Genomic DNA, 15,707 nt, shown 5'->3' with positions numbered 1-15,707 from the left:
CGACTCCAGGGAGAGGGTCACACTTCACCGCCTGAGTTCAACCGCTTTAGAGCAGATGTCATAAAAAGGGTCTTTTTATGACCGAGCGGAGCGAGTAGTGTTGACTGAGCAGGACGCAGAATGGAGGCGCGGGGAGGCTGTCTTCCCCCGTGTAGTGTCGGAGTACTGCTCTAGTCGTCTACTCCAGCGGAAAACAGCGTCTGGGTTGGTGTTGCTGACCCCTCTACCCTTGGGCTCAGTGATGCACGCATCTCTCTCATAAACTGAGCGACACCGATGAAGACAGCGTTTTTGGCTCCTCTCCCCCTGCGGGAGAGGCTGGGAGAGGGGTAGCGCAAACGCTCTCCCAGCGCGGTTCAAGGAAAAAGGCATCTGGTGAAAGTCGGCGCAAGGACGAAGATGAGAGACCTGCGTGCATCACTCAGCTCTACCCTTGGGAGAGTCGAAGACCTGCTTGCAGAGGGGGCGTCCGAGCGGCGTTCCCACCCCATGCCTGGGATTCTCTTTGATCCCGTATAAAACCTGACCAGCACACGAAAGCGGCTGGAACCATTCCCGGTTTCCAGCCGCCTCCAGCTTCAGTTCAGCTCCGGCTCAGGGAAAGCTGACCACGGTGCTGGGCACGCCGATGGCCGCGCCCGTGACGGCGGCGCCCGTGTCGTTGACGACGTGATCGAGGGTTCCGGCGCCGAGCTGAACGGTCAGCAGGCTGCGAAGCTTCACGCCCGGCGTGACCGGCACCTCGAAGCCGTGGGTGGCGTGGATGGTCGGGTCCACGTTGGTGAAGATGTAGCTGCCCATGCCCCAGCCCTGGTGGGCCTTGACCTGATCGCCGACTTTGTAGCCCGCGTAGCCGAGGACAGGTCCAATGGGCCGCCAGGCCGCCTGGTTGGGCGCGTCGTAGGGCAGCTCGTTTTGGAACATGATGGTCTTGCCGTTTTCACCGTTCCAGATCACTTCGTTTTTCTGGTAGTGCTCGACGAACAAGCCGGTGGCCGTCACGTTGTCGGCGTTGACGATCAGGCCGGTATCCGCCGTGTTGACGGTCCAGCCGAAGCTGCCGGGGTTGCCGTGATCGGCTCGCCAGGCCCAGATGTGATCGAGGATGGTGTTGTCGGTGTTGACGATCAGGCTGTTGGTCGCCTTGCCGACGTGCGGGCCACCGATGCGGAAAAACACGTCGCTGAGCACGGTGGGATTGCTGGCGCTGCTGGCGCGGCGGCTGCCGGAGCCGTCGTTGTCGTCGTCATTGTCGTCGTCGCCCTGGTAGCCCTGATGGCTGCGGCGCTTACCGATTTGCAGCAGCGCCGGTGAATTGCGCTCACCGGCATCGAACATCAGGCCCGAAATGGACACGCCGGGCACGTTGCCCACCGTCATCGGCACCGCGCCGTTCTGGGCGGTCAGGGTGGCGATGCCCAGCCCCAGCACCACGGTATCGGCCCGCCTGACTTTCAGCGTTTTGCCGATGTCGTAGACGCCCGGCGTGAAGATCAGGTTCAGGCCGCGTGCCAGCGCGTTGTTGATGGTCCCCACCGAGTCGCTGGGCCGGGCCACGAAGAACTCGTCGATGGACAGCGACTTCCCGGCGCCCTGGCCCGCCGCCCAACTCAGGCCCGCCGAATCCGTCCGGGCGTCCGGCACGAACACGCGGTACTTGCCCGCCGCGTCGAGGTACAAGTACGGCTTTTCACGCGATGCGGGGGTGGTGGCCAGGGTGGTGTACGGCTGGGCACCCGCGACCCCGAAGCTCGTGGCGGGCGCACCCTCGACCCCGGCAAACACCTGATTCCAGACGCCGTTGGTCCAGTTGCTGACCTTGCTGTTGCGCACCAGGAACTGCTGCTGAGAGCCGTTGATGATGGTCGCCGCCTGCGAATCGGCAATGAACCCGCCGCTGGCATACTGAGGCCCGACGGTGCAGTAATCCATCAGGCTCAGGTTGCCGCCGAGCATGTTGAAGCGCCGCAGCGGCGCGGCCTGCGACACGGCCCAGAAGTTCCCCGAACCCCGGCAGCCGTCGTAGCCCGCCGGATTGGTCAGATTGACGCTCAGGTTGGACGCCGAGCGCCAGAAGTTGTCCAGCGCCAGGCAGTTGGAGGTGCCGCCGCCGTCCAGGCAGCGGTTGAACACGTCGACGTGGCCGTTGATGGTCACGTCGGTGGGCAGGGCGCCCAGGCCCGCGACCTCGGTGTAGTAGCCGACCCTTATCATCAGCGGCGCCGCCGCCGTGCCGTAGCTGCCGGGCTTGAACAGCAGCGAGTAGCGCCCGGTGCCCATTTCACTGTCGACCTGCTGGGCGTAGATGGCGTCCACCGCCGCCTGAATATCGGCCACCGGCATGCTCGGATCGAAGACCCTGACATTCGGCCCCAGGTCCAGTGGGCGCGGCCTGCGGTCGTTCAGGCCCTGGGCCTCAAGGGCGCCCTGGTCACTGGCCGGGGCGGAAACGCCGGGCGTACTCTGCTGTCCGCAGGCCGCCAGCACGGCAACCAGGCCGGTCAGCAATGCCAGATTGACGGCCAGATTGACGGCCTGGCGCGGGCCGCCGAAAGGGCGCCTGCTGCCGGGGGTGAAGGTTGTGCCGGTCTGAGTTTTGTTCATCGGGCTCCTCTGTGTTTCTGAACGTGTTTTGTGTTTCTGAACGTGTTTCTGACTGTGTTTCTGACTGTGTTGCTGAACGTGGTTGCTGAACTGAATGTCTTGCTGAACTGAACGTGTGTCTCTCGCCTTTTCGACTTTCTTGTCTTGCTGACCATCGGTGTTGCGCTAAAATGTGAAGGGCCGAACGCACGACGACAACTGGAAATGCAGCAACCACAGACTTCCTCACCTGGGCGACAGACGACAACGCCCTCCAGGCACGGCATTCACTGAGTTGTCAGATTTCGCCATTGATGCTAACACACCCGGCACTCACCAGGCCGGTCAGTTGGCTAGGTCAGGCTTCATCCAGATGGAGGTCAGCCCGCTCTACCGGTTCACCCCTGAATCTGACCGGGTAGCGACGAGCCAACCGGGACGGGCCAACTGGCCGGTCAGCTGAAATCTTCCTGAAAAGTCACGCGCCGCTTCAGGTGGGTCTCCATGACCTTGGCGAGCCAGGGCAGGCAGTCCGGCGGCAGATCGTCGGGGGCGAACCAGGCGACTTCCGAGCATTCGCTGGCCGGGTACGGCTCACCCTGCCAGTCGTGAGCGAGGTAAAAAGCGTCCAGGCCGCGCACGGGCTCCGGGCCGCTGGCGTCCACGTAACGGGTCATGCCCAGCAGCGTCAGCCCGGCGGGGTCGGTGCGGACGCCGACTTCCTCCAGCACCTCGCGGGCGGCGGCCTGAGCCAGTGTTTCGTCGTCCTCCACGTGGCCGCCGGGCAGGCCCCACAGGCCGTGGCCGTAGCTGGCGCTGCGGCGGCGGGCCAGCAGCAGGCGACCATCCCGCTCCAGCAGGGTCCAGGCGACCAGGTGAAAGGCGACGGCGCTCATGGGCCGAGTATAGCATGGGCCGCCGCACCGAGTCAGCCTTCAAAATACATTATAAATCACATTATGAAGACCACGAGGGCCTACAACTGCTGTCAGATTTGGGTCAAAGGACCTCTGCTATGGTGCGACCATAAAGAGCGGTACGCCCCGGCCCCGGCATCCACCGGACCCGATTGCACCCGCCGCTACACAGTGTTTTAGCGATACAGTGTTTTAGCCATACAGTCGTCCAATGACAGCGCCGCTGGCCGCAGAGTCTGCGGCACCTGCGTTAGAGCAGTACTCCGACACTACATGGGGGAAAACAGCCTCCCCGCGCCTCCATTCTGCGCCTTGCTCAGTCAACACTACTCGCTCCGCTCGGTCATAAAAAGGGTCTTTTTATGACATCTGCTCTAAGGAGTCTCATGAACCGTTTGCTTATTTCCGCCGTACTGCTTTGTATCAGCGTCAGCAGCGCCTCCAGCAGCGACATGGACATTCTGGTCAGCCCCGGCGCCTCGCCCTGCGACAAGATCAGGATGCAGCTCTGGGAAAACGAAAAGCCCCTGATCGACGCCTACCTTTCACCCGACGGCAAGCATAAGTTCACGCTGGGCAAAGCGTTGCCCATGCTGGTAAAAAAGCAGAACTACCGGATCGTCTCCGATTGCCTGCGGCTCAAAAGCGGCAGCTTCGTCAATTCCAGCGGCCTGAACTTCGTCTACGATGGCCGCACCCTGATCTTCGAGTTCAACGCCACCGGCTACAACATCCGGCGCGGCAGCGTCAGATGAGCGCCTGAACAACTCGATACAGGACAACTCTATACAGGCGCCGGGAGGGCGTGAGCTTCCCCTGCTGCGACTTATCTGCCTGATAATTGACTTTAGTGGAAATATAAGTCAAGCGTGAAAGTGTTACGTCGTCCAGGCTGACAAAAGAGGTTTCGTCAGTCCACGATGAGACCGTTCACTATCGTTCAGAACGACAAATTGTTGGTTCCAGTACAAATTGACAACGGCGAAAATATGGACGACGAGAGCAGCAATATCGGTAAGCGGCCCTATCCGATTCGCATGCGTGGCTGGCGCTACGAACAGAGTTGCCGAGTTCAGCCGGTGTCATCAGGACCGGCACACGAGGTCGGCACAAAGGGTCGGGTCTACCAGCACTTCACCGAGAAGACCTCTCGCCGCGTGGAGGTGCTTGGCTCAGCCTTCTTTACCCGGCAGCGGATGGGTGCGCTTCGGGCCACCGTCTACCCCGCCGCTGCGGCTCTGGCCCACGCCGCCCTCGGCCTCACCGTGAACGTCGCTGCCCAGGGCGTTGTTGTTGGGCTCGCCCTGGCGGTCCTCGAAGTCGGAGCCGCCCAGCATGCCGTCGTCGAATCCGGGCGCATCGTTGACGTTGTGCTGGTCGGCCTGCGCCTCGCTGCGCAGAATGGACTCGGTGGCCTGCTTGTCTTGCAGCAGTTCGGCGGTGGTGCCCTCGTCGATGCGCTCGCCGGGCATTTCGCCGGAGTGGTCGTGGTCAGTGCGCTGGGTCATGCCCCCAGCCTAGAGGTGCCGGGCGCGGGGCGGCTGAGCAGGAGCTTAGCGGATATTGGGAACTGGACCGGTATTGGGAACTGGACCAGACCGCCCAGCGCTGACCTTGGGTGTTGACCCACCTTGCGGAAATCTGCCAGCGGCCCACCACAGCGGCGTGCTAGGCTCCCCCGCGATGACGCCCGAACTCCGCACCAGACCGGCCTACACGGCGCTGTACACCGTGGGTTTCGGGGTTTTTGTGCTACTGGGACTGCTTCAGGCCGCCTACGGTCCGGCGTATCCACTGCTCGAAACCCGCTTCGCCCAGAGCGTCTCGTCGGTGGCGGGCATCAGCAGCGCCCACTTTGGCGGCAGCGCCCTGGGGCCGGTGATTCTGGGCGCCCTGCTGACCAGAGTGCCGCTGAGGGCGGCCATGATGCTGGCCAGCGCGGCCCTGGCGCTGGGGCTGCTGGTGCTGGCCCTGGCGCCGACCTGGCCGGTGGCGCTGGCCGGAGCCGCGCTGGCCGGGCTGGGTTTCGGGGCGATTTCGGGGGGACTTAATTCGGCGTTCGCGCTGCTGGGCGCCGGGCCGTCGAGCCTGGTCAACGCGCTGTTCGGCATCGGCTCGGTGGCCGCGCCGCTGTTGGCACTCGGCCTGGGCGCCTTTCCGCTTCCCTTTTTTGTGACGGCGGCTCTGGCGACCCTGCTGGCCCTCTCGCTGCGCAGCGTGCGCCAGTGGCCCTCACAACCGGCGGTGCTGGCCCAGCGCGTGGTCAACCGGCCCCAGGTGGCGCTGTTCGGGCTACTGTTTTTCAGCTACGTGGGCATCGAGGCGGGGCTGGGCAACTGGGCCACCACCCATCTGCGGGCCACCGGCAACCCGGAAGTGGTCACCAGCCTCTACTGGCTGGCCCTGACGCTGGGACGGCTGGGCTTTGCGCCGTTCGGTACGCGGCTGGTGGATTCGCGCTTCGGCCCGGCCCCGGTGGTGCTCGCCTGCGCGGCGGTGGCGCTGCTGGGCAGCCTGATCGTCGCCGTGCCCGCCCTGGCTCCGGCAGGCTACCTGATCGCCGGACTGGGCATCGCGCCGATCTTTTCGGTGCTGCTGGCCTGGTTCACCTCGCGTTTTCCGGCCCGCGTCGCGCCGCTGATGCTGAGCGCCGGAAGCCTGGGCGGCGCCGCCATTCCGGCAGTGATCGGGCTGCTGGTCGCCCGCTTCGGCGTCCAGGCCGTGCCCTACAGCGTCGCTGCCGACGCGCTGCTGCTGGGCGGCTCGGTGCTGTGGGTCCGTGAGGTGCTGCGCCGCTCGGACGCACGCTGATCTGGGGTTGGATGAGGTGTGCGGTGCGCGGGGACGCGGGACGCGGGAACAGATGAGGGCGTAAGCTCTCCGAACATCAGCTTCATCCCGCTCCAGCTCGCTCCGACAGCGCTCGCCCACTTCTCCTGTTTCTCATATCAGGTTCTGATAGTCAAGGCGTATGTATCAGACTCTGATAGATAGTACAAACAAGCTGCCGCTTCCCAAACCTGCCCGCCGTCTGTTCGCGCTCGCCTGGCCCTGGCTCGAAGCACTGCTCGTCGCGCTGCTGACAACCCAGTTTGTGGCCACCGTCGTCGGCGTGGACGGCGCCAGCATGATGCCGGGGTTGCGCCACCACGAACGGCTGCTGATTCCCAAGTATGAGACCTGGCTGCATAAAGTCGGCGTCGGCCAGTTCCGGCGCGGCGATATTGTGGTGTTCAAGCCGCCGACTGGCAGCCTGAACCTGACGGTTCTGGGCGTGCCCTACCGGCCCTGGCTGGTCAAACGCCTGGTGGGCCTGCCGGGCGACCAGGTGCGGGTGGCGGGCGGCGAGGTCTACGTCAACGGCGCGGCGCTCAGTCAGGCGTTTACCAGCGACTACTGGCAATCTCAGGGCTGCTGGGACCGGGAGAGTGCGCTGGCGAACAATGCCCGCAGCGATTTGAACACGCGCCAGCCGCTGAGCCAGAGCTTCACCGTACCGGCCCACCAGTATTTCGTGATGGGCGACAACCGCAGCCCCGGAGGCAGCGAGGACTCACGGCTGTTCGGGCCGGTGCCGCTGCGTGACGTCGCCGGGCGGGCTGCGGCGGTGATCTGGCCGGTGGTGGCCCGCACCGACGCCCACTACGACTGCGCCGCCCGCTCCAGACCCCAGGATCAGGTGCGCTACGGCGGCGCCTGGCGGCTGAATCTGCGACTGCTGGAGCGCCCGGCAGCCCTGAGCGCCCGGCCATGACACGGCCATGACACGGCCACGATTCTTGCCCCCCGGCGCCGGGTGTGGCAGAATGACGCCGCCCCATTTCCCTGAAATTGTCAAGTCCTATGGGCACATTCCGAGCACCAGTTGAACCAGATACACCGAATCGGAGGACTCATGGCCGGAGAGAACAAACAAGTCAAGCTGACGCAGGAAGGCTTCGTGCGGCTCAAGCAAAGTCTGGAACAGGAACAGGGCCGTCTGGCGGAGGCCACCCGCATCCTGCAAGAGCAGATGGAGGCCAGCGCCGACTTCGAGGACACCGGTCTGGAAGACGCCAAGCGCGAGAAGGGCATGATCGAGGCCCGCATCGACGAATTCGAAGACACCCTGGCCCGCGCCGTACTGATCGACGGCGAGGAGAACGCGGGCCGGGTGGGTCTGGGCAGCATCATGATGCTCTACAACGAGGCCACCAAGCAGGACATGCGCGTGCAGCTCGTCAGCGCCCCGGAAGCGACCATGCGCGGCGGCAGCATTCCCAAGATCAGCGACGACAGCCCGGTGGGCCGCGAGCTGATGGGCCGCAAAAAAGGCGAGAGCTTCGTGGTCAATCTGGGCAGCGGCAAGCAGATGAAGTACAAGATCAAGAGCCTGGAATAAGGGTTCTGGAATAAGCTGGAAGTAGGTGGTCGTGGCGGCGGGAACGCCAGGCGGGGTTGTGAGGACGCCAGGCGTTCCCGCTGACGCATGACGCAGACGCAGACCGTGTACAGACTGGCTTTTTCTGGCCTCCAGAGCGCGGCGCCCCGCAAGGCGCCGCCAACCTGGTGCAAGCCGACGAAACCATAAGTCAGTGCCGTGCCCGAAACTGCAATGTGGCGGCGCCCCGATGCCCTAGCATGGCGCCCATGACCGGCAGCCAGACCGCTTCCTCTCCCCTGCCCGCCGCCCCTTTGACGGTGTGGCCGCGCCCCGAAATCCGGGCGGTGGTCGCTCAGGCTGCCCAGGCCATTCGGGATCATCAGGGCGCCTGCGAGGCCGCCCAGGACCTGACGCCGGAAGCCGTGATCGCCCTGCGGGGATGCGGCTACCCGGCCTTTTGCGTGCCTACCGAGCTGGGCGGCGTGCCGATTCCCGGCGGACTGGGCGCCGTCCTGAGCGAGTTCGGCTGGGCGCAGGAGCAGCTCGGCGCCGCCGGGGCGTCGCTGGCGCTGGTTCTGGCGATGAACGGCCAGGTGCTCGGCAGCGCCTTCGCGGCCCGCAGCCTGCCGGGCGAGATGCTGCGCCGACTGGGCACGGCAGCCGTCCAGGGTGCGCTCATCAACGCGGTGGCCAGCGAACCGGCGCTGGGCTCGCCCTCACGCGGGGGAATGCCGGAGACCGCACTGAGCGCCCACGGCGCCGGATTTCTGCTCAGCGGCCACAAGACCTGGGCCACCGGGGCGCGGGCGCTGAACTTCGCGCTGGTGACGGCCCGCACGCCGCAGCAGGAGGTGGCGCGGGCGCTCATCGACCTGAGTGCGCCGGGCGTGCGCATCGAGGCCACCTGGAACGGCTCGCTCTCGTTGCGCGGCAGCGGCTCGCAGGACCTGTATCTGGACGCCGTGGCGGTGCCCGGCGCCGACGTGGTGCCCCCCCAGCCGCAGCACCCGGCGCATCCGGCCTGGTTCTGGACCGCGCTGGCCGGAACCTACCTGGGCGTGGGCACGGCGGCCCTGGAGGCGCTGATCTCGCACAGCCGCCTGCGCGTTCCCACCGCGCTGGGCGCCCCGCTGAGCAGCCTGCCCCGCGTGCGCGAGGCCACCGGACGTATTGCCGCCGAACTCAGCGCCGCCCGCGCCCTGCTGCGCGAGGCCACCCGCGCCTTTGAATTCGTCCCCGACGCCCGCAGCCTGCCCCTGCTGGCCGCCGCCAAGGCGCTGTGTACGGGCGCCGCCGTATTCGCCACCGACCAGGCCGCCCGCGCTGTCGGCGGCGCCGCGCTGGCACCGGGCCTGCCCTTCGAGCGGCTGCTCCGCGACGCTCGCGCCGGACTGACCCACCCGCCCACCGACCCCGAAGCCTTCGAGCGCCTGGGCCAAGCCCTACTGGACGACGTGGAGGCCGACGCGGCGAGCCTGGCGGGGGCGACCTTGCCGTGAGGGTTGTGGGGAGTGGGAACGGAGGGAGGGCATGAGCGTTGCTCACTCACCCTCTGCAAGCAGGTCTGCGACTCACCCCGCTGCTGCGCAGCGCCCCTCTGCAAGCACTCGTCGTGAACGGACGCGCCTGGGCACGCCACTCCTCAGGTCTGCGACTCTCCCAGAGGTAGAGGGGTCAACAGCACGCGTCCAGTGAGCGTTTTCTACTCCAGTAGACCACTACCTTCCAGCGAAGTCAGTTATAGGCAGATATGGAGCACGGGCGCCCTACGAAAGCGGCCACGATGTGGAGAACGCGGTGAAAGATAGTGCGGCTAGGCCGAATGGGAAGTACCATGCATAGCGCAGCGACAAGCTCCCTCCAAGGTTCTATTGACACATCAGTTAATCAAGAAAGGTGAGGGGCCTTATCGAGCAGAACGGACGCGCCTGGGCACGCCTGCTCTCCCCCGAACCTATGGCCAGTTACGCCCCACCGGGGCGGGGGCGTCTTGTTCAAAACGGCACCTATCGGGCCTGACCGCTGGGGGGTGGGGGTGCATTCGCATTCGCAACGAGCTGAAGCCCAACAATGCCGCGTGCCCGCCGACATCTCGTACAAACACCACTTTATTCCAGCGTCGCCAGCCCCGCCTTGAGCGCATACAACGCCGCCTGCGTCCGGCTTTCCAGCTCCAGTTTGCCCAGAATGCGAGAGACGTGGGTTTTGACCGTCGGCTCGCCCACGCCCAGCTCCTCGGCGATGCGGCGGTTGCTGTGCCCACGGGCGATCAGTTGCAAGATCAGCACCTCGCGGGGCGTCAGGTGCTCGCGCATGTCTGGTGCCCGGAAATCGCGCACCAGTCTCAGGGCCGCTTCGGGGTGCAGGTAGACCTCGCCCCGCGCCGCGTGGTGAATGGCGGTGAGCAGCATCTCGCTGGAGGCGTCTTTGAGCAGGTAGCCGGTGGCGCCCGCCTGCACGGCGGCGTTAACTTTGTGCTCCTCCAGGGCGCTGGTCAGGGCCAGCACCTCTGTTTCGGGGTGGGCGGCGCGGATCAGCCGGGTGGCCTGCACCCCGTCGAGGACCGGCATCATCAGATCCATGATGACCACATCGGGCCTGAGCAGCGCGGCCTGGGCCACCGCCTCCTCGCCGTTGCGGGCCTCCCCGACGACTTCCAGCGTCTCGTCGAGCGACAAAAACATCTTCAGGCCCTGCCTCACCACGTCGTGATCGTCGACCAGCAGCAGGCGGATGGAGCGGGCGGATTCGGGCTGTATGGGCTCAGGTTGGGTGGTCATGGGGTTTCTCCAGAGATAAGCTGAACAGGGCTGGTCTGGACGCTCAGGGCGCCGCTGCCGAGGGTGAGGGTGGCGCGCAGGCGAGGGCCGCCGGGCCTGCCGGTCTGGACGTAACGCCGCACCTGGCCTTCCTTGCCGATCAGCGTCACGAAGCGCAAGCTGGCGGGCAGATTCACCTCGTCAGGGTCGGACGGGTCCTGGTCGCCCAGGCGCAGATCGAGCCGGACCTGGGCGGTGGGCGGCAGCTTCAGGCGCACCTCGCCGCTGCCGCTGCTGAGCACCAGGTTGGTCTGGGCCGGACCGGGCGGCACCGTCAGCTCAAGATGGCCGGTGTCGGTGCTGACCCTGAGCTGCGGCCTGCCGCGTTCCGGCAGCGTGGCGCTCAGGTCGCCGCTGTCGCTGGTGAAGTTCAGCGCCTCCAGGTCGAGGCGGCGCAGATCGAGGGCCGCGTCGTCGGCGCTGTGGGTCAGCCACAGGCTCAGGGGCACGCCTTCGGGCACACTCAGACTGAGCGTGTCGGGCACGCCGCTCTCTGTGCTGGACGCCCCGATCTGAATAAAGGTGGGCAGCTCTCCCAGGGCGCGGCGCAGGTCCAGGCGGGTGCCCGCGCTGTTGGGCCCCGCGCTGTTGGGCCCCGCGCCGCTAGACCGACGCCGCACCGTCAGGGCGCCGGGCCGCGAGCCGGTCAGCCGGGCGGCGAACACCGCTGAGCGGCTGGCCGGGCGGCTGACCAGCTTGAGGTGCCGCGCCAGCTCGGAGGGCAGCCGCAGGTCCAGGCGGCGCGCCTCGCCCAGCACCGTTTCCACCTGCGCCGCCTGGTCCCTGACGCTGTGCGGGTCGGTGGGCCGCAGGCTGTAGACGAAGGCCACGCCCAGCAGCGCCAGCGCCAGCAAGCTCAGCAGCAGCCGCCCCGCCGCCGCCGCCGGAGCCCAGCGCGGAAACGGCGAGGCCCGCAGCGGCCTCACGCCTGCGCCCCCAAAACCGGCCCCGTAACCAGCGAGGTGTCCGGCAGCGGCACCCACAGCTCCAGGGTGGTGCCCACGCCGGGAGCGCTGCGAAGCCCCAGGGCGGCGCCGATCAATGCAGCCCGCTCGTGCATGCTTTTCAGGCCCAGACTGCCGGGCCGGGTGGCCGAAGGATCGAAGCCCGCGCCGTCGTCGCTGACGGTCAGGCGCCAGCCTTCGCCCAGGGGTACGAGCCGCAGCGTCAGGTGCCGGGCGCGGGCGTGCTTGACGGCGTTGTGGGTCGCCTCCTGCGCCACCCGGTAGAGCGTGCCCTTGGCGGCGATGTCCAGCGGCGGCTCGGCGGGCGCCTCGAAGCTCACGTCCAGGCTGTAGCGCAGCCGCAGCATCTCGGCCAGTCTGGACAGGGCGGCGACCAGGCCACCTTCCTCCAGCGCGTCGGGGCGCAGGGCGAACAGCAGGGCCTTCATCTCGGCGCTGGCGCCGTCGGCCAGCGAGACGGCGAAATCCAGACTCTCCGACGCCCGGACCGGATTCTTCTCGATCAGGGCGCGGGCGGTGCGGGTCGCCAGTGACACGCCGTAGAGCGCCTGGGCCACGCTGTCGTGCAGCTCACGGGCCAGCCGGGCGCGTTCCTGCTCGCTGCCCCGCGTCTGGGCCTGGTCGATCAGGCGGGCGATGTCGGCGGAGACGGCGGCCTGGTCGGCCACGGCAGCCCAGAACTGCATCTCGCGGACGCTGGGGGCGTGGTCGTAGACGGCCTCCAGCGTGCCCAGCACCTCGCCGCGCGAGGACACCGCCAGCGACAGCAGTTGCCCGTCACCACCTTGCTCATTTCTCAGGGGGCTGAGCGTGTCGCGGCCCCGGTTGGTGGCCTGAAGGCTGCCGGGCACGCTGAACGGTGGCCCTGAGAGCGCCGAGTGTTCGCCCACGCCCAGGCGCACGCTGCGGGCCGAGGTGGCGCCCTGGGCTCGTCGCAGCAGCCGCCCCAGCGTTTCCTCCAGGCTGCCCGCGTAGGCGACGGTGGCGGCCACCTCGCGCAGAGCGGCCACCTCGCGCACCGCCGAGGCGTTCTCGCCGTAATCGGTCAATAAACCGTAGCTGACGATCATCCAGATGCGGGCCAGCAGGTTCAGGCCGCTGACGCCCAGCAGCAGCAGGAAAAACCCGCAGGCGCCCAGCAGCGCCGCCGAGTACGGCCCCAGCTCGAAGGTCCGCTCGCCCACCATCACCGGGATGTTCAGCTCCGGGTAGAGCGGCAGCAAGAAGGGCAGGGCGATCATCAGCGCGCCGCCGCCGAGGGTGAGGAGCAGCCAGCTCGTCGCCAGGGCCATGTACGGGAGCTTGAGCACGCTGTAGAGCATCACCTTGTATGTGTTGGTCTCGCCCAGCCGGGCACGCACCCTGGCCCAGAATCCGCTTGGGCGCAGCGCGGCGGGCCTGGCCAGGGGCAGCCTCAGCAGCGCCGTACCCAGGCGGCGGTCCAGCCGGGCCAGCAGCCCCAGACACCAGCCGCCCAGCAGCAGCAGCGGCACGCCCAGCAGCACCAGCAGCAGCGGCACGCCCACCAGCGCCAGGCACAGGGCCACACCGCTCAGCACGCTCAGCGGCGTGGCCAGCACGAAGTACAGCAGGTGGCGGTAGGTGGCGCCCTCGAACAGTTCGCCCAGGTAGCCGCGCCGGGGAGGCCGCTCAGCCGGGCGCCGGTCTTGCGGCAGCCGGGGGTCGGGCAGCCGGGGATCAGGGAGAAGCGGGGCGCCGGAGTGCATGGCCCCACTGTAGAGGAGACGCCGGGTGGGGAGCGTCATTAAAAAGGGAGTGCGGGCGACAAGGGAGTGCGGGCGGGTGACGTGGTGACGCAGCGCCGGAGAGGCACGCCGTTGGCCTGAGCTTGAAACTGAAGCTCACTTCCAAACGGCGAGATCCTTCGTTTCGCTCAGGATGACAACATTAACCACTACATCAATTAGCCACTACATCAGGCCGCTGTGCACCGAGTCACACAGCATGATTTCATTTCGCACAGACAAAAATTGTGTCACCGCTGTGGCAGCGGCCCTAGCCCTATCTGGCGGCTCAGCAGGCGGTCAAGCAGCCGCCTGGGCAGCACACTCAGGGCCAGGCGGGTGAGGACCGTCTCCGGCCCCGGCGCGTAACGGATGGCCGGGTTCGCAGCGCTCAGCGCCGTCCAGATGGCCTCTCCGAGCTGCTCAGGGGTGTATCCGGCGCGGCCAGAGCGCAGCATGGTCGCCGCGAAGCTGCGGATGGCTGCGCCGTAGACCGGGTGGCCCGCCCAGCGCTCCACGTCGGCCTCGCCCTTGTCCCAGATGGGGGTCGCCACCGAGCCCGGCGCCACGATGACCACGCCAATACCGTAGGGCGTCAGCTCGCGGCGCAGGCTGTGCGAGAGCCCTTCCAGCCCGGCCTTGCTGGCGACGTAGGCGCCCAGAAACGGTGGTGCGAGTTCGGCACCTACCGAGCTGACGTTCACGATGCGCCCCGGTTTGCCGCGCAGGGTGCGGTCGGTGCCGAGCTGCGGCAGAAATGCCTGAGTCACGATCAGTGGCCCCACCAGGTTGATGTCGAGTTGCCTGCGAACGTCGCTGATCGGCTGCTCGGCCAGCGGCGCCATGATGGACGCGCCCGCGTTGTTGACCAGGCCGCCCAGCGTCTGATCTCTCAGGGTCTGGCCGCCCAGCGCCTCGGCGACCTGGGCGGCGCCGCGTCTGACGGCTGCCTCGTCGGTGACGTCGAAGATCAGCGGGGTGAACCGCTCGCCGAACTCGGCCTGGAGCCGCTCGGCGTCGGCCTGGGTGCGCACGCTGCCGAAGACCCGGACGCCGCGCCGGGTCAGCACCTTTGCGGTGCCCCAGCCGATGCCGGTAGAAACGCCCGTCACGACCACCGGATTCACGAGCCGGTCCCAAGATAAGCAGTGTCTATCTTCATAATATACAGCGTACATTTTATGGGGCTCGCCGTGCAAGTGGGCCGCCTGGGCACAGGCGCTACAGTGGCCGCGTATGCCCTATCCAGCCAAAACCAGCGCCGGGCAGATACTGGCCGCCGCCGTGACCTTGCTGGAGCGAGGGGGCCAGGCCGGACTCACCATCAGGGGCCTGGCCGCCGAGTTGCAACTGACGCCCAACGCGCTCTACCGCTACTACCCCAGCCGGGAAGCGCTGCTCTCGGCGGTGGCGGCTCACGGCGCGGGGGTGCTGCTGGCAAACCTGAGCCGCGTGGCGGGCGACCCAGGCGCCCTGGCCGACCAGTACCTGCGCTTTGCCCGTGAGCACCCGGCGCTTTACGACCTGTACATGACCTGCGGCAACCTGAACGCCGAGCAGCAGCACATTTACAGCCAGACCTGGAGCCTGGTGGTCGAGCGGTTACGTCCACTGGCCGGGCCACATAGCCAGGCAGCCGCCATAACGCTGTGGGCCTACCTGCACGGCCTGGTCGGGCTGGAGCGCTCCGGCGTGTATGAGGGGCCGGAGAACAAGCCCAGGGACACCCAGAGCTTCGGGCTGGGGCTACTGCTGGCCGGACTCAGGAGCCAGTCGGAGTAGACCGGGCTGCTGTTCCAGTGCGCCCTTCAGATCTCCTGCAACTCGCGCTCGGCCAGCCAGGCGGGCACGTCTTCGGGCGGGTAGGTCTCGAAGTACAGGTGCAGCAGCGAAGTCAGCGGGTAGCCGTCCAGCAGACCCTGTTCCCGGCGGCGGTCCACGATGCAGGCGACGCCCAGGCAGGTGGCGCCGTGGCTCTCGGTGGCGCGAAGGGCCTTGAGCACGCTGCCCCCGGTGGTCAGCACGTCTTCCACCGCGATGAAGGTCTGCCCCGGCGTCACCGTGAACGCCCCCCTGATCTTCATGCCGCCCTGGCCGTCTTTCTCGGCGAACAGGGCGCGGGTGCCGAGCGTGCGGGCAACCTCGTAGGCCAGCACCACGCCGCCCATCGCCGGGCCGATCACGAAATCAGGCTGAGGCAGTTGCGCCTGCACCTTGCGGGCCAGCGCCGCGCCCAGCTTCGCGGTGTGTTCGGGGTACTGGAGCAGCGTGGTGGACTGGAGGAAATACGGCGAGTGGCGCCCGGAGGCCAGCAG

14 protein-coding genes are annotated in these 15,707 nt (G+C 67.1%); 6 read left to right on the top strand and 8 right to left on the bottom strand.

Annotation, left to right across the window (positions count from 1 at the left end; genetic code table 11):
• Positions 1 to 594 precede the first annotated feature (594 nt).
• Both Q0R23_RS09350 and Q0R23_RS09345 read right to left on the bottom strand, forming a co-directional pair.
• On the bottom strand, positions 595 to 2,604 hold the full coding sequence (locus Q0R23_RS09350; protein ID WP_293912391.1) for an adenylyl cyclase: 2,010 nt from the start codon (positions 2,602 to 2,604) through the stop codon (positions 595 to 597).
• Between the two features lie 434 nt (positions 2,605 to 3,038).
• Complete coding sequence (locus Q0R23_RS09345) at positions 3,039 to 3,479, bottom strand: NUDIX domain-containing protein (RefSeq protein WP_293912389.1); 441 nt, start codon at positions 3,477 to 3,479, stop codon at positions 3,039 to 3,041.
• 407 nt (positions 3,480 to 3,886) lie between these two features.
• Between Q0R23_RS09345 and Q0R23_RS09340 the strand changes: the two genes are divergently transcribed.
• The gene (locus tag Q0R23_RS09340; RefSeq protein WP_293912387.1) at positions 3,887 to 4,255 is read left to right on the top strand and encodes a hypothetical protein; all 369 of its coding nucleotides are present in this window, start codon (positions 3,887 to 3,889) and stop codon (positions 4,253 to 4,255) included.
• Positions 4,256 to 4,672: 417 nt separating this feature from the next.
• Here the strand turns inward: Q0R23_RS09340 and Q0R23_RS09335 are convergent, their stop codons facing one another.
• Positions 4,673 to 5,008, bottom strand: coding sequence for a hypothetical protein (locus Q0R23_RS09335; protein ID WP_293912385.1), 336 nt, complete (start codon positions 5,006 to 5,008; stop codon positions 4,673 to 4,675).
• Positions 5,009 to 5,183: 175 nt separating this feature from the next.
• Here Q0R23_RS09335 and Q0R23_RS09330 point away from each other — a divergent pair, with 175 nt between their 5' ends.
• From Q0R23_RS09330 to Q0R23_RS09315, 4 genes are all read left to right on the top strand, one after another.
• Complete coding sequence (locus tag Q0R23_RS09330; protein ID WP_293912384.1) at positions 5,184 to 6,311, top strand: MFS transporter; 1,128 nt, start codon at positions 5,184 to 5,186, stop codon at positions 6,309 to 6,311.
• A 160-nt stretch (positions 6,312 to 6,471) separates the two neighbouring features.
• Positions 6,472 to 7,254 (top strand): signal peptidase I, encoded by a 783-nt coding sequence (gene lepB / locus Q0R23_RS09325; RefSeq protein ID WP_293912382.1) that lies wholly within the window; start codon positions 6,472 to 6,474, stop codon positions 7,252 to 7,254.
• 141 nt (positions 7,255 to 7,395) lie between these two features.
• A complete protein-coding gene (locus Q0R23_RS09320) occupies positions 7,396 to 7,881 on the top strand; it encodes a GreA/GreB family elongation factor (RefSeq protein ID WP_293912380.1) in 486 nt (161 codons plus the stop codon).
• A 248-nt stretch (positions 7,882 to 8,129) separates the two neighbouring features.
• Positions 8,130 to 9,362: an acyl-CoA dehydrogenase family protein gene (locus Q0R23_RS09315; protein WP_293912377.1), complete on the top strand. Its 1,233-nt coding sequence runs from the start codon at positions 8,130 to 8,132 to the stop codon at positions 9,360 to 9,362.
• A 609-nt stretch (positions 9,363 to 9,971) separates the two neighbouring features.
• Here the strand turns inward: Q0R23_RS09315 and Q0R23_RS09310 are convergent.
• The 4 genes from Q0R23_RS09310 to Q0R23_RS09295 form a co-directional block, all read right to left on the bottom strand.
• Positions 9,972 to 10,643: a response regulator transcription factor gene (locus tag Q0R23_RS09310; protein ID WP_293912376.1), complete on the bottom strand. Its 672-nt coding sequence runs from the start codon at positions 10,641 to 10,643 to the stop codon at positions 9,972 to 9,974.
• The gene (locus Q0R23_RS09305; RefSeq protein WP_293912373.1) at positions 10,640 to 11,608 is read right to left on the bottom strand and encodes a hypothetical protein; all 969 of its coding nucleotides are present in this window, start codon (positions 11,606 to 11,608) and stop codon (positions 10,640 to 10,642) included. Before Q0R23_RS09305 ends, Q0R23_RS09310 begins: the two co-directional genes overlap by 4 nt.
• Positions 11,605 to 13,374, bottom strand: a complete 1,770-nt coding sequence (locus Q0R23_RS09300) for a sensor histidine kinase (protein WP_293912372.1) — start codon at positions 13,372 to 13,374, stop codon at positions 11,605 to 11,607. Before Q0R23_RS09300 ends, Q0R23_RS09305 begins: the two co-directional genes overlap by 4 nt.
• A gap of 269 nt (positions 13,375 to 13,643) precedes the next feature.
• Positions 13,644 to 14,504 carry an SDR family NAD(P)-dependent oxidoreductase gene (locus Q0R23_RS09295; RefSeq protein ID WP_293912371.1) on the bottom strand — a complete coding sequence of 287 codons (861 nt, stop codon included), beginning with the start codon at positions 14,502 to 14,504 and terminating at the stop codon, positions 13,644 to 13,646.
• A 124-nt stretch (positions 14,505 to 14,628) separates the two neighbouring features.
• On the opposite strand from Q0R23_RS09295, the gene Q0R23_RS09290 reads away from it, so the two are divergent.
• Positions 14,629 to 15,174 (top strand): TetR/AcrR family transcriptional regulator, encoded by a 546-nt coding sequence (locus Q0R23_RS09290; protein ID WP_293912369.1) that lies wholly within the window; start codon positions 14,629 to 14,631, stop codon positions 15,172 to 15,174.
• A 26-nt stretch (positions 15,175 to 15,200) separates the two neighbouring features.
• On the opposite strand, the gene pyrE is transcribed toward Q0R23_RS09290, so the two are convergent.
• Positions 15,201 to 15,707 (bottom strand): orotate phosphoribosyltransferase (pyrE, locus tag Q0R23_RS09285; protein ID WP_293912367.1); only part of this gene is annotated, 507 nt, incomplete at its 5' end.

This window comes from Deinococcus sp., assembly GCF_025362455.1.
Taxonomy (GTDB): domain Bacteria; phylum Deinococcota; class Deinococci; order Deinococcales; family Deinococcaceae; genus Deinococcus.
The sequence above is the reverse complement of the archived record's forward strand: the minus strand, read 5'-3'. Positions and strand labels throughout refer to the sequence as shown.